This is a genomic window from Acinetobacter sp. YH12226 (assembly GCF_013417805.1).
GTDB lineage: Bacteria > Pseudomonadota > Gammaproteobacteria > Pseudomonadales > Moraxellaceae > Acinetobacter.
In genome coordinates, this window is record NZ_VPDG01000015.1 from 1 (window position 1) to 14,721 (window position 14,721).

The window sequence follows — 14,721 nt, forward strand, 5'->3', positions numbered from 1 at the left end:
GTGACAACGTTGAGATGTCAGTAGAGCTAATCCACCCAATCGCAATGGACCCAGGTCTACGTTTTGCGATCCGTGAAGGCGGTCGTACAGTGGGTGCTGGTGTAGTTGCTAAAGTAACTGCATAATCATAGAATAAGACAAGCAAGTTGGAGCTTAGGCTCCAACTTGTTGTTTTGCAGGTCAGTAGTTCAATTGGTAGAGCGTCGGTCTCCAAAACCGAATGTTGGGGGTTCGAGTCCCTCCTGACCTGCCAAGTTTCTAAAAAGACGCTTGATGTCGGCAAAATTGGTCATATAATAAGTCGCGAAACCTACGACGAGTACAAAAATGTCGAATGAAAAATCACGCGACGCATTAGGCGAAGCGGCAATTCCTCAAAGAAATAATCCTGCAGTAGATGTAAGTTCTGGTTCTCCATTAGACATGGTTCTATGGGTTATCGTCTTGATTTTATTGGTTGGTGCAATGATGGTAAACCAATATTTACCAGCGTACTGGGCACCTGCGAATGATGTTTGGGTGCGCGTTGGGGTGATTTTGGCTTGTATCGTTGCAGCATTCGGTTTATTATACGCCACCCATCAAGGCAAAGGCTTTATTCGTCTGCTGAAAGATGCACGAATCGAGTTACGTCGAGTGACCTGGCCTACCAAACAAGAGACGATGTCCACATCTTGGCAAGTTCTTGTTGTAGTCGTAATTGCATCCATTTTATTGTGGTGTTTTGACTATATTTTAGGCTGGTTAATGAAGTTTATTATCGGGTAAGAGAGCTATGAAACGTTGGTACATTATTCATGCCTATTCAGGTTATGAAAAACAAGTGATGCGTTCGCTTAATGATCGAATCCAGCGTAGCGCTGTTGCCGATAGCTTTGGTGAAGTCCTTGTTCCTACCGAAGAAGTGGTAGAGATGAAGGATGGTAAGAAGCGTAAATCAGAGCGTAAGTTCTTTCCTGGCTATGTCCTAGTCGAAATGGAAATGAACGATGATACTTGGCACATTGTTAAAGAATGTCCAAAAGTTTTAGGTTTTATTGGTGGTACGGCTGAAAAACCGGCACCGATTACGCAAAAAGAAGCAGATGCGATTCTTGCGCGTGTACGCAATACTGGCGAAGCACCTCGTCCTAAGACGATGTTTGAACCAGGCGAAGAATTACTCGTGGTTGACGGTCCATTCACCGACTTTAAAGGTGTAGTGGAAGAGGTTCAGTACGAAAAGTCACGTTTAACGCTGACTATTAATGTATTTAACCGACCAACTCAAGTTGAATTGGAATTTCGTCAAGTCGAAAAATCAGTCTAATTTGTATGGGTTGAAAACGCCTGACTTATTTATAAGTCAGGCATTGTTGTTGTAACGGTATCGTTACTTGAAATCATTGGGGAGCCTTCACCGGCGTTTGCACCCAGAGGTAATTTGAAATGGCTAAGAAGATTGACGGCTATATCAAGCTGCAAGTTCCAGCTGGTAAAGCGAATCCATCTCCACCGATTGGTCCTGCACTAGGTCAACGTGGTGTGAACATCATGGCATTCTGTAAAGAATTCAATGCTGCGACACAAAAAGTTGAAGCTGGTCTGCCAATTCCAGTCGTGATCACTGTGTACAACGACAAGTCGTTCACATTCATCATGAAAACTCCACCTGCTGCTGTTCTTCTTAAGAAAGCTGCTGGTATCCAGAAGGGTTCAGCTGTACCTAACAAAACTAAAGTTGGTAAGTTGACTCGTGCTCAAATCGAAGAAATTGCGACTACTAAAGAACCAGATTTGACTGGTGCTGATTTAGACGCACGTGTACGTACCATTGCTGGTTCTGCGCGTTCTATGGGCTTGGAAGTGGAGCTTTAAGACATGGCTAAATTAACTAAACGTCAAAAAGCGATTGTAGCTGCTGTAGAAGCACACAAAATTTACACGCTAGAAGAAGCTGTTGCAGTTTTAGAGAGCCTTCCAGCTCCTAAATTCAAAGAATCTCTAGATATCGCGGTAAACCTAGGTGTTGATCCTCGTAAATCTGACCAAGTTGTTCGTGGCGCGACTACACTTCCTGCAGGTACTGGTAAAACTGTACGTGTAGCTGTATTCGCTCAAGGCGCTACTGCTGAAGCTGCTAAAGCTGAAGGCGCAGACGTTGTTGGTTTCGACGATCTTGCTGAAAGCATCCAAGCGGGTAACCTTGACTTTGACGTAGTAATTGCTGCTCCAGATGCAATGCGCGTTGTAGGTAAACTTGGCACGATCCTTGGTCCACGTGGCTTAATGCCAAACCCTAAAGTGGGTACTGTAACTCCTGACGTTGCTACTGCAGTTAAAAATGCAAAAGCTGGTCAAGCACGTTACCGCGTAGACAAAGCTGGTATTATCCATGCTGCGATCGGTCAAGTAGGTTTTGAAGCTGCTGCTGTTCGTCAAAACGTTGAAGCACTTGTTGCTGACTTGAAGCGTTTGAAACCTGCTACGTCTAAAGGCGTATACATTCAAAAGATCACTTTGAGCTCAACTATGGGTCCTGGTTTGATCGTTGATGTAGCAAACGTTTCTAAATAAGTCTCGACTTATTACAGAATTTTAAAGCCCTGAAGATGTCTCCTTCTCCCTCTGGGAGAAGGTCGGGAAGAGGGTTAAACCTCTCCCTAGCCCTCTCCTAAAAGGAGAGGGGATAATTTAGGCAAACTTTGAATTGATAAATGAAAATTTATCAGCGTCAAAGACCGCGGGCGAGGGGAGTTTTATGCTTCTCTCTTAATAGTCCAGCCTGCGTAGACGCGGTGGTGTGATTTGTTCATCCTCCGCGTGTGAGTCCAGTGATGGTCTTGCGAATTGGGAGTGTACTTCGCGTAAGTACATAAATCACCGTTAGGAGGTTTTACAATGGCTCTTCTTATCGAAGGCAAAAAACAGATCGTAGCTGAAGTAGCTGAAGTTGCTTCTACTGCATTTGCTGCTGTTGTTGCTGACTACCAAGGTTTGACTGTAGAGCAGTTAACTACTCTACGTGTTGAAGCGCGTAAACTTGGTGTTACTACACGTATCGTGCGTAACACTTTGGCTAAACGTGCTCTTCAAGATACTCAATTCAATATCTTGAACGACAACCTTGTTGGCCCAACAATCTTAGCTTTCTCGAATTCTGAAGACGACATGGGTGCTGCTGCACGTTTGTTCGAAGAATTCGCTAAAACTAATAAAGCATTTGAACTTAAAGCTGCTGCATTTGATGGCAAACTTTATCAAGGTGCAGAAGTTAGCGTAATCGCGAATCTTCCGAACCAAGAAAAAGCGCTTACTATGCTTGCAAACGTTCTTCAAGCTCCTATTTCGAAATTGGGCCGCTTACTTACAGCGCTTCAAGAGAAAAACGAGTCAGAAGCTGCTTAAGCTCAAACTTAAACACACATCATTCAATACCCATTTGGAGTTAATCTCATGGCTTTAACAAACGAAGAAATCCTAAACGCAGTTGCTGAAAAAACTGTTCTTGAACTTGTTGAACTTATCTCTGCTTTCGAAGAGAAATTCAATGTATCTGCTGCTGCCGTAGCTGTTGCTGCTGGTCCTGCTGCTGCTGCTGCTGAAGAACAAACTGAATTCAATGTTGAATTGACTTCTTTCGGCGCGAACAAAGTTGCTGTAATTAAAGCAGTTCGTGAAGCGACTGGCCTTGGCTTGAAAGAAGCTAAAGACATGGTTGAAGGCGCTCCTGCAGTTCTTAAAGAAGGCGTTTCTAAAGAAGAAGGCGAAGAGCTTAAGAAGAAACTTGAAGAAGCTGGTGCTACAGTTACTCTTAAGTAATTTCTTAAGGGAGCCGGTTTTTTTATAATCGGCTCCAAAAATTGGCTGATGGCTCTTGGGTCATCAGCCTTTTTGCGTTACAATAATCGGCTCGATTTTTGTTTGCATGATATAAAAATCATACAAATTGAAAATAAACATAATGAACAAACGTTTACCAATATTTTTCATTAAAAAATATTGATAAGCGTTTTAATACCACTAAAAATTGCAGCATTTGTAAAGAGTGGTGGCCATATCGGCCAGCGTAATTCCTTCTGAGCCCGTTCTGCAGGCGGGCTTGGTTTACACTTTCCGAGGACTCCAGATGGCATACTCATATACCGAAAAGAAACGGATCCGTAAGAATTTTGGTAAATTGCCTAGCGTCATGGATGCTCCGTACTTGCTCGCGATTCAAGTCGACTCGTACAGAACATTCTTACAAGATGGCAAATCACCAAAAAACCGCGAAGATATCGGTCTCCAAGCCGCATTTCGTTCAGTTTTTCCTATTGAAAGTTATTCTGGCAATGCTGCTTTAGAATTTGTTGAGTATAGTCTTGGTAAGCCTGAGTTTGATGTACGCGAATGTATCCTTCGTGGCTCAACTTATGCAGCACCAATGCGTGTAAAAATTCGTTTGATCCTGAAAGATCGTGAAACGAAGTCAATTAAAGACGTACGTGAACAAGAAGTCTATATGGGAGAAATGCCATTGATGACGGATAACGGTACCTTTGTAATTAACGGTACCGAGCGTGTGATCGTGTCACAATTACACCGTTCACCAGGCGTATTCTTTGATCACGATAAAGGCAAGACTCACTCAAGTGGTAAAGTCCTTTATTCAGCGCGTATCATTCCTTACCGTGGTTCATGGTTAGACTTTGAATTCGATGCCAAAGACCTAGTCTATGTACGTATTGACCGTCGTCGTAAATTGCTTGCGACTGTGGTGCTTCGTGCCTTGGGTTATAGCAATGAAAACATTCTCGACATGTTCTATGAGAAAGTACCTGTGTATCTTGACATGGGTAGCTACCAGATTGACTTGGTGCCTGAACGTTTGCGTGGCGAAATGGCACAATTTGACATCCTGGACAAGGATGGTAAGGCAATTGTTGAGCAAGGTAAACGTATCAATGCGCGTCATGTACGTCAAATGGAAGCTTCAGGTCTTGAAAAACTTGCAGTGCCAGATGAGTACCTGTATGAGCGTATCACTGCTGAAGACATCCCATTAAAAGATGGTGATGTGATTGCAGCCAATACTGTATTAAGCCATGAAATCATGGTGAAAATTGCAGAAGGCGGCGTGAAGCAGTTCAATATCCTGTTCACTAATGATATCGACCGCGGTTCATTCGTTGCAGATTCTCTACGTGCAGATACGACGAGCAATCGTGAAGAAGCATTGGTAGAAATCTACAAAGTGATGCGTCCGGGCGAGCCACCAACAAAAGAAGCTGCTGAAAACTTATTCAACAACTTGTTCTTCTCTTCTGAACGTTATGACTTGTCCCCAGTCGGTCGTATGAAGTTCAACCGTCGTTTGGGTCGTCCTTACGAAGTCGGTACAGACCAGAAGTCACGTGAAGTTGAAGGCATTCTCTCGAACGAAGATATCACTGATGTATTAAAAACATTAGTTGAAATCCGTAACGGTAAAGGTGAAGTCGACGATATCGATCACCTGGGTAACCGTCGTGTTCGTTCTGTTGGTGAAATGACAGAAAACCAATTCCGTGTAGGTCTGGTTCGTGTTGAACGTGCTGTTAAAGAACGTTTAAGCCAAGCTGAAACTGACAACCTGTCTCCGCAAGATTTGATCAATGCGAAACCTGTTGCTGCTGCAATCAAAGAATTCTTTGGTTCAAGCCAGTTGTCTCAGTTTATGGATCAAAACAACCCGTTATCTGAGATTACGCACAAACGTCGTGTTTCTGCGCTTGGTCCTGGCGGTTTGACGCGTGAACGTGCAGGCTTTGAAGTACGTGACGTACATCAAACTCACTACGGTCGTGTATGTCCAATTGAAACGCCTGAAGGTCCAAACATTGGTTTGATCAACTCGCTTTCTGTTTATGCGAAATGTAACAACTTTGGTTTCCTGGAAACCCCATACCGTAAGGTTGTTGATGGTCGTGTAACAGATGAAGTTGAATACCTGTCTGCGATTGAAGAAGTAGGCACTGTGATTGCACAGGCCGATTCTGCAATGGATAAAGACGGTAACTTAACAGAAGAGTTTGTATCTGTTCGTCATCAGGGTGACTTCGTACGTATTCCTCCTGAAAAAGTAACGCATATGGATGTATCTGCTCAGCAGGTCGTATCTGTAGCAGCATCACTGATTCCATTCCTAGAACACGATGATGCCAACCGTGCATTAATGGGTTCGAACATGCAACGTCAGGCAGTTCCGACGTTGATTGCTGACAAGCCGCTTGTTGGTACCGGTATGGAAGCGAACGTAGCACATGACTCAGGTGTATGTGTGATCGCTCAGCGTGGTGGTCGTATCGAGTTTGTTGATGCGTCTCGTGTGGTTATTCGTGTGAATGAAGACGAAATGATCGCAGGTGAAGCAGGTGTAGATATCTACAACCTGATCAAATACACCCGTTCGAACCAGAACACTTGTATCAACCAGAAAGTTCTTGTGAACCTGGGCGATAAAGTAGGTCGTGGTGATGTCCTGGCTGATGGTCCATCGACTGATGGCGGTGAGCTGGCACTGGGTCAAAACATGCGCGTTGCGTTCATGACCTGGAATGGTTACAACTACGAAGACTCGATCTTACTTTCTGAGCGTGTTCTTCAAGAAGACCGTTTAACGTCTATTCATATCCAGGAATTATCATGTGTCGCACGTGATACCAAACTGGGTGCGGAAGAAATCACTGCTGATATTCCGAACGTAGGTGAAGCTGCTCTGTCTAAACTGGACGAGTCAGGTATCGTTTACATCGGTGCTGAAGTAACTGCTGGCGATATCCTGGTTGGTAAAGTAACCCCTAAAGGTGAAACACAACTTACTCCGGAAGAAAAATTGCTACGTGCAATCTTCGGTGAAAAAGCAGCTGACGTAAAAGACTCATCTTTACGCGTTCCATCAGGTACTAAAGGTACAGTCATTGACGTTCAAGTGTTTACACGTGACGGTCTTGAAAAAGACGAACGTGCTCAAGCAATTGAAAAAGCGCAATTGGATGCATACCGTAAAGACTTGAAAGAAGAATTCAAAATCTTCGAAGAAGCTGCACGTGAACGTGTAATCCGTCTACTGAATGGCCAAGAGTCGAATGGTGGCGGTACAACTAAACGTGGCGACAAACTGTCTGAAGACGTGTTGTCTGGTTTAGAGCTTGTTGATCTTCTTGAAATTCAACCAGTTGATGAAGCAATTGCTGAACGTTTAACTCAAATTCAAGTGTTCTTGAAAGAGAAGAGCTTCGAAATTGACGAGAAATTTGCTGAGAAAAAACGCAAACTTTCTACAGGCGATGAACTGACGACTGGCGTATTGAAAGTAGTTAAAGTTTATCTTGCTGTAAAACGTCGCATCCAACCGGGTGATAAGATGGCGGGTCGTCACGGTAACAAAGGTGTTGTATCAAACATCTTGCCGGTAGAAGACATGCCACATGATGCCAACGGTGTACCTGTTGATATCGTATTGAACCCGCTTGGCGTACCATCGCGTATGAACGTGGGTCAGATTCTTGAAACTCACTTGGGTATGGCGGCGAAAGGTCTTGGCGATCAAATCGACAAGATGATGAAAGAGCAACGTACTGTACTTGAGCTTCGTGATTTCCTGGACAAGATTTACAACAAAGTTGGTGGCGAACAAGAAGATCTTGATAGCTTGACTGATGAAGAAATCTTGAAACTTTCTGGCAACTTGCGTGCTGGTGTACCTTTGGCTACTCCTGTATTCGATGGTGCTGAAGAAGGTCAGATCAAAGAGTTGTTACAACTTGCAGGCCTGTCTAGTACTGGTCAGACCGTATTATATGATGGTCGTACTGGTGAGCGTTTCGATCGTCCGGTAACTGTCGGTTACATGTACATGCTGAAACTGAACCACTTGGTTGATGACAAGATGCATGCGCGTTCAACTGGTTCTTACTCTCTAGTTACGCAACAGCCGTTGGGTGGTAAAGCACAATTCGGTGGTCAGCGTTTCGGTGAGATGGAAGTCTGGGCACTAGAAGCTTACGGTGCAGCATATACGCTACAAGAAATGCTGACTGTGAAATCGGATGACGTTGAAGGCCGTACCCGTATCTACAAGAACATTGTAGATGGCAACCATTATATGGACCCGGGCATGCCTGAATCGTTCAACGTATTGACCAAAGAGATCCGTTCTTTAGGTATCAACATTGAACTGAAAAATGGTGACTAATTAGTTCCATTTAATCTCCCCAAACCCCTCTTTGATAAAGAGGGCTTCCCCCTTAACAAAGGGGGACTGAGGGGGATTAAAATTCAGTTAAAAAACAATATTTGTGACCCAGTTGTTGAGTGAAAATCTCCACAACACACGGAGAAAAAAATTGAAAGACTTGCTCGATATCATGCGCAAAAAGACGGATTCAGACGGTCATGCTCCAGTAGAGTTTGACCGCATCCGTATTGGTCTTGCGTCACCAGAAATGATTAAGTCATGGTCTCACGGTGAAGTTAAAAAGCCAGAAACCATTAACTATCGTACGTTCAAGCCTGAACGTGATGGTTTGTTCTGTGCCAAAATCTTTGGTCCAGTGAAAGATTACGAATGCTTGTGTGGTAAATACAAGCGTATGAAATACAAAGGCGTCATTTGTGAAAAATGTGGCGTTGAAGTAACAACTGCGAAAGTTCGTCGTGAACGTATGGGTCACATCGAGCTGGCGTCTCCAGTTGCCCACATCTGGTTCTTAAAATCATTACCGAGCCGTATCGGTCTATTATTAGACATGACGCTACGTGATATTGAACGTGTATTGTATTTCGAATCTTATGTAGTGACCGATCCGGGTATGACTCCATTTGAGAAATACCAGCTTCTAAATGATGAAGAATACTTCAATGCATTAGAAGAACACGGTGATGAATTCACAGCGAAAATGGGTGCTGAAGCGGTTCAAGACTTGTTGAAAGACATCGATCTTGAAGCTGAAATTGCGCGTCTTCGTGAAGAAATTCCTGTTACAACTTCAGAAACCAAGCTGAAAAAAGCGTCTAAGCGTTTGAAGTTGATGGAAGCATTCAACGATTCGAACAACAAGCCAGAATGGATGGTGTTAACTGTACTTCCAGTTCTTCCACCAGACCTTCGTCCGCTTGTACCACTTGAAGGTGGTCGTTTCGCGACTTCCGACCTGAACGATCTTTACCGTCGTGTGATCAACCGTAACAACCGTTTGAAGCGTCTTCTTGACCTTGCAGCGCCAGACATCATCGTACGTAACGAAAAACGTATGTTACAAGAGTCTGTAGATGCATTGCTGGATAACGGTCGTCGTGGTCGTGCAATTACCGGTTCGAACAAGCGTCCGCTTAAATCTTTGGCAGACATGATCAAAGGTAAGCAAGGTCGTTTCCGTCAAAACTTACTTGGTAAGCGTGTTGACTACTCTGGTCGTTCGGTAATTACTGTTGGTCCAAACCTTCGTTTGCACCAATGTGGTCTTCCGAAGAAAATGGCACTTGAACTGTTCAAACCATTCATTTTCGCGAAACTACAAGCTTCTGGTCAAGCAACCACCATTAAAGCTGCGAAGAAAATGGTTGAGCGTGAAACTCCAGAAGTTTGGGATGTTCTTGCTCACGTGATTCGTCAACATCCAGTGATGTTGAACCGTGCGCCAACACTTCACCGTTTGGGTCTTCAAGCATTTGAACCGATCCTGATCGAAGGTAAAGCGATCCGTCTACATCCACTTGTATGTGCTGCGTTTAACGCCGACTTCGATGGTGACCAGATGGCGGTACACGTACCATTAACACTTGAAGCTCAGCTTGAAGCTCGTGCGTTAATGATGTCGACGAACAACATTCTGTCTCCAGCGAACGGTGAGCCAATCATCGTACCGTCTCAGGACGTGGTCTTGGGCTTGTATTACATCACGCGTGATGCAATCAATGCCAAAGGTGAGGGCATGGTGTTCGCGGATACTCACGAAGTAAACCGTGCACTGGCAACAGGTCAGGTTGATCTACACGCTCGCGTTAAAGCACGTGTACACCAGACTGTGATCGACGAAGATGGTAACCGTGAACAGCAAACCATTATTGTAGATACGACGCCTGGTCGCTGCCTACTTTGGGAAGTTGTACCTGAAGGTATGGATTTCCAGCAAATTAACGTTGAGATGACCAAGAAAAACATCTCGAAATTAATTAACTCTTGCTACCGTAAATTGGGTCTGAAAGATACTGTTATCTTCGCTGACCAGTTGATGTACTTGGGCTTCCGTCAAGCGACGCGTTCAGGTGTATCTGTCGGTATGGAAGACATGGTTATTCCACCGCAAAAACAAGCAATTATTGGTAAAGCGGAAGCTGAAGTTCGTGAAATCGAACAACAGTTCGAACAAGGTTTCGTAACTGCCGGCGAACGTTATAACAAAGTGGTCGATATTTGGGCGCGTACCAATGACCAGGTTGCTAAAGCGATGATGGACAACTTGTCTTTTACCACTGTGAAGAACAAACAGGGTGAAGACGAGAAGCAAAAATCATTCAACTCGATCTACATGATGTCTGACTCGGGTGCCCGTGGTTCGGCAGCTCAGATTCGTCAGTTGGCGGGTATGCGTGGTTTGATGGCGAAGCCGGATGGCTCGATCATTGAAACGCCGATTAAAGCGAACTTCCGTGAAGGTTTGACCGTACTTCAGTACTTCATCTCGACACACGGTGCGCGTAAAGGTTTGGCCGATACAGCACTGAAAACTGCGAACTCTGGTTACTTGACTCGTCGTCTCGTAGACGTTGCGCAGGACTTGGTCATTACCGAGCCAGATTGTGGTACTTATGACGGTCTGGTAATGACTCCGTTCATTCAAGGTGGCGATGTCATCGAAAACCTGGGTGCACGAGTATTGGGTCGTGTGGTTGCTGAAGATGTGAAACGTGTAGGTACAGATGAAGTTCTACTTCCTCGTAATACGTTAATTGACGAGAAACTGGCGACGTTTATCGAAAGCCAAGGTGTCGACGAAATTAAAGTACGTTCAGTCGTGAACTGTGCGTCTACCTTCGGTGTATGTGCGAAATGTTACGGTCGTGACCTAGCACGTGGTCACCAAGTGAACCCGGGTGAGTCTGTTGGTGTAATGGCAGCTCAATCGATTGGTGAGCCAGGTACACAGTTAACGATGCGTACCTTCCACGTCGGTGGTGCTGCGAGCCGAACTTCTGCTGCAAACAGCGTACAAGTTCGTAACCAAGGTACAGTACGTTTCCACAACGTGAAAACAGTACAACATGCCAAAGGTCACTTGGTATCGACTTCACGTTCAGGTGAAATCGGTATTGCGGATGATTTAGGTCGTGAGCGCGAGCGCTATAAACTGCCTTACGGTGCGTCTATCTTGCTAAAAGATGGCGAAGCTGTAGAAGCAGGCGGTATTGTGGCGACTTGGGATCCGCATACACATCCATTGGTAACAGAAGTTGCTGGTAAAGTACGTTTCAGCCAGATTGCTGATGGCGTGACGGTTACTTCTAAAACTGATGATGCAACAGGTATGTCAACCATCGAAATCTTGCCAGTGACTTCACGTCCTGCGTCAGGTAAAGATTTGCGTCCTGCTGTTGTGTTGGATACCGTTGATGGTGGTGAACAGTTCTACTTCCTGCCACAGAACACGATTCTTTCTGTTCGCGATGGCGAAACGATTGGTGTCGGTGATGTCATCGGTCGTGTACCACAAGAAACTTCACGTACCCGTGATATTACCGGTGGTCTGCCGCGTGTAGCTGACTTGTTCGAAGCACGTAAGCCGAAAGAGCATGCAATCCTTGCAGAAGTGTCGGGTGTTGTAAGCTTTGGTAAAGAGACCAAAGGTAAGAACCGTCTGGTGATTACGCCGGATGATGGCTCTGAGATTTATGAAGAGCTGATTCCGAAATGGCGTACCATTAACGTGTTCGAAGGCGAACATGTGAACCGTGGTGAAACTATTTCTGATGGTCCACAGAACCCGCACGATATCTTACGTTTGAAAGGCGAAGTTGCGCTGACAAACTACATCGTGAACGAAGTTCAGGACGTATACCGTCTGCAAGGTGTAAAAATCAACGACAAGCATATTGAAGTCATCGTACGTCAAATGCTGCGTAAAGTTGATATCACTGATGGCGGCGATACCAGCTTCATCAAAGGTGAACAAGTGGATTACATCCGCGTTGTTCAAGAAAACCAAGCAGTTCTTGCACAAAACAAGTTCCCTGCGAAGTTTGAACGTCAATTGATGGGTATTACCAAAGCATCGCTTTCTACTGACTCGTTCATCTCTGCTGCATCGTTCCAGGAAACCACGCGTGTGTTAACTGAAGCGGCTGTAACAGGTAAAGAAGATGATTTACGCGGTTTGAAAGAGAATGTGGTTGTAGGTCGTCTGATCCCAGCGGGTACAGGTTTGGCTTACCACCTGGAGCGTCGTCGTCAAGAAGCAGAAGCTGCAGAATTTGAACTGCACAATGACTTCTCTGATGTAGACCAAGCTCTAAGCCAAGCATTTAACGAAGAATTCTAATTCGAGTTAAAGTTGAGAAAAGAGACGCCTTCGGGCGTCTTTTTTTTTGTCTGAAATTTATAAATAGGACATCTTGAACAGAAGAATAATCCATTGATATTTACAAAACTCAGCAGGAATACCGAGAGAAGTAACACGCTACAGATTTTAGTTTCATAAAATGAAGATAAGCTTAATTAAAGCAAGACAGGAAGGCCAAGGTCATGAAAAAATTAATGGGTGTTATGGCAGTTGCCACTCTTTTCACCTTTATGTTGGCGGGTTGTGAAAGTATGTCTGCCAATGAGCAACGGATCGGTGCTGCAGCCCTTGGTGGTGCAGTGGGTGGTGGTGTCGGTAATAAAGTCGGCGGTGGCGTTGGTGCAGCTGTTGGTGGTGGTGCCGGTGCGGCAGTGGGTAGTAAATCCCAAGGCGGTTCAAATCGTAATGCGACCTATAGTGGTGTAGGTGGTGCTGTTGGTTCAGCAGTTGGTAAAAGCATCTTCGGTGGTAACGCGGGTGCTGCAATTGGTGGTGCAATCGGTGGTGGTGCCGGTGCTGCGATTGAACAGGATAACCGTCGTCGTTAAGTCGAAAGTCATTTCAGATTTAGCTAGATTTAAAAGCGCCAATGTGGCGCTTTTATCTTATTTAGGAGCGTTAATTTTCCCTTTGCTCTGTTTCCGCCGGATATATACCGTTTTTTCTACTTCGGCAATTCTGACCCCGGCTTCATCATAAATATTCAGCTGATAATGCCGATACACTGGCGCGTTGTCAGTCGCCAGATTGATAATCGTGGCAATTTCTTCAGCAGAAATCCGAATGTCCGCCACCACTGTACCGCGACCCGGTGCCAAAAACTGAATGCTGGCGCCTTTATTCCAGACCAGGTATTTCGGCCCCAAATGATGCATCAGCAATAACATATAAAAGGGATCGACCATTGAATACAGGCTGCCACCAAAATGCACACCGACAATATTCTGGTTCTTACGGGTCAGCGGCATTTTGACCCGAACGTGATAATTATTAAAATCAATCTTATCAATTTCAATGCCTGCACCACGATAAGGGGCATAGCGGTTCAGAATAAATTTTGAAACCAGAGGCAGTTTTTGAATTTTCTGGAATAGGCTCATACTGACATTCTTTTTGCGGCTGTGATTATGCATACTAGAGCAACAAAAATGCGCTGGCATTGATCAATCATGCCGATTTATAAACTAAGTGGTCAATAACAAAAACAGGATCAAAAGATGGAAATGCACATGCAATGGGTCGATACCACGGATCAGCAGCGTCTTTGTGTCAAAACTTATGGACAATTCGAACAACCGGCATTGGTGCTGGTTCACGGCTATCCCGATCATCAGGCAGTTTGGGAGCCAGCCATTGCTCATTTGAGTCAGGATTACTTTGTTGTGACTTATGATGTCCGTGGCGCAGGTGAGTCCAGTATTCCCAAAAAAATCTCCGATTACCGCTTGGCCCGTTTAAGTCAGGATCTGGAAGAGGTGGTGAACGAAATATTGCCGAATCGAGCTTTTCATCTGGCTGCGCATGACTGGGGTTCAATTCAGTCCTGGGAATCTGTCACCGATCCACGCTTCAAAGGACGAATTCTGTCTTATAGCACCTTGTCTGGGCCATGTCTGGATCACGCGGCTTTCTGGATGCGTGAACAGTTCCAGCAAAACAAGACAAAATTCTTAAAGCAAATGAGCAAGTCCTGGTATATCGCGATGTTTCATTTGCCCTTGGTGGCGCCATTGGCCTGGAATTTTTTTAATCCGCAGCGTTGGGGCAAGATCGTGCAGCAACTGGAAAGACACGATGATCTGCCACTCAACCCGCATATTGTCAAAGATGGCAAATATGGTGTGAACCTGTATCGGGCCAATTTTTTGCCACGCTTAGCTCAACCACGGCAGCGTTTTGCCATCTGTCCGGTACAGGCGATTGTACTGAAATATGACCAGTTTGTCGGGCCAGATCTGGTTGATGAAATGTCAAAATGGGTGGATGATTTCTCGAAAGTAGAACTGGCTGCCAATCACTGGGCGATTCTGAGTCAACCGGAGCAAGTGGCTCAATTGATTGATGAGTTTATTCAGCGTAAATCTGTTGTCATCACTTGATAGGCCACTCAGCGAAACATGAACCCACCAGAAAAAAGTGGCGGAATTTTTATCCGCATTTT

The 14,721-nt window shown here is 44.9% G+C and carries 11 protein-coding genes, 1 tRNA gene and 1 pseudogene; 12 read left to right on the forward strand and 1 reads right to left on the reverse strand.

Annotated features, from left to right (window positions below; all coding sequences use genetic code 11):
- From FTV08_RS12750 to FTV08_RS12800, 11 genes and pseudogenes are all read left to right on the forward strand, one after another.
- Positions 1-125: pseudogene (locus tag FTV08_RS12750) on the forward strand (elongation factor Tu); the annotation flags it as partial.
- 52 nt (positions 126-177) lie between these two features.
- Positions 178-253, forward strand: a tRNA-Trp gene (locus FTV08_RS12755).
- Positions 254-327: 74 nt separating this feature from the next.
- The gene (secE, locus tag FTV08_RS12760) at positions 328-768 is read left to right on the forward strand and encodes a preprotein translocase subunit SecE (protein ID WP_044111736.1); all 441 of its coding nucleotides are present in this window, start codon (positions 328-330) and stop codon (positions 766-768) included.
- 7 nt (positions 769-775) lie between these two features.
- Positions 776-1,309 carry a transcription termination/antitermination protein NusG gene (nusG, locus tag FTV08_RS12765; RefSeq protein WP_004278615.1) on the forward strand — a complete coding sequence of 178 codons (534 nt, stop codon included), beginning with the start codon at positions 776-778 and terminating at the stop codon, positions 1,307-1,309.
- Between the two features lie 119 nt (positions 1,310-1,428).
- On the forward strand, positions 1,429-1,857 hold the full coding sequence (gene rplK / locus FTV08_RS12770) for a 50S ribosomal protein L11 (RefSeq protein WP_004278614.1): 429 nt from the start codon (positions 1,429-1,431) through the stop codon (positions 1,855-1,857).
- Positions 1,858-1,860: 3 nt separating this feature from the next.
- Entirely contained in the window at positions 1,861-2,556 is a 696-nt protein-coding gene (gene rplA, locus FTV08_RS12775; protein WP_180087435.1) for a 50S ribosomal protein L1, read from the forward strand.
- A gap of 324 nt (positions 2,557-2,880) precedes the next feature.
- Positions 2,881-3,387 carry a 50S ribosomal protein L10 gene (gene rplJ, locus FTV08_RS12780; RefSeq protein ID WP_004278612.1) on the forward strand — a complete coding sequence of 169 codons (507 nt, stop codon included), beginning with the start codon at positions 2,881-2,883 and terminating at the stop codon, positions 3,385-3,387.
- Between the two features lie 48 nt (positions 3,388-3,435).
- On the forward strand, positions 3,436-3,801 hold the full coding sequence (gene rplL / locus FTV08_RS12785; RefSeq protein ID WP_004278611.1) for a 50S ribosomal protein L7/L12: 366 nt from the start codon (positions 3,436-3,438) through the stop codon (positions 3,799-3,801).
- A 307-nt stretch (positions 3,802-4,108) separates the two neighbouring features.
- Positions 4,109-8,197: a DNA-directed RNA polymerase subunit beta gene (gene rpoB / locus FTV08_RS12790; protein ID WP_005102827.1), complete on the forward strand. Its 4,089-nt coding sequence runs from the start codon at positions 4,109-4,111 to the stop codon at positions 8,195-8,197.
- Between the two features lie 151 nt (positions 8,198-8,348).
- Positions 8,349-12,539 (forward strand): DNA-directed RNA polymerase subunit beta', encoded by a 4,191-nt coding sequence (rpoC, locus tag FTV08_RS12795; protein WP_004278609.1) that lies wholly within the window; start codon positions 8,349-8,351, stop codon positions 12,537-12,539.
- A gap of 203 nt (positions 12,540-12,742) precedes the next feature.
- Positions 12,743-13,108 carry a DNA transfer protein p32 gene (locus FTV08_RS12800; protein ID WP_180087436.1) on the forward strand — a complete coding sequence of 122 codons (366 nt, stop codon included), beginning with the start codon at positions 12,743-12,745 and terminating at the stop codon, positions 13,106-13,108.
- A gap of 57 nt (positions 13,109-13,165) precedes the next feature.
- On the opposite strand, the gene FTV08_RS12805 is transcribed toward FTV08_RS12800, so the two are convergent.
- Positions 13,166-13,660 carry a DUF4442 domain-containing protein gene (locus FTV08_RS12805; RefSeq protein ID WP_218947218.1) on the reverse strand — a complete coding sequence of 165 codons (495 nt, stop codon included), beginning with the start codon at positions 13,658-13,660 and terminating at the stop codon, positions 13,166-13,168.
- A 117-nt stretch (positions 13,661-13,777) separates the two neighbouring features.
- Between FTV08_RS12805 and FTV08_RS12810 the strand changes: the two genes are divergently transcribed.
- Complete coding sequence (locus FTV08_RS12810) at positions 13,778-14,659, forward strand: alpha/beta fold hydrolase (protein ID WP_180087438.1); 882 nt, start codon at positions 13,778-13,780, stop codon at positions 14,657-14,659.
- Positions 14,660-14,721: the final 62 nt, after the last annotated feature.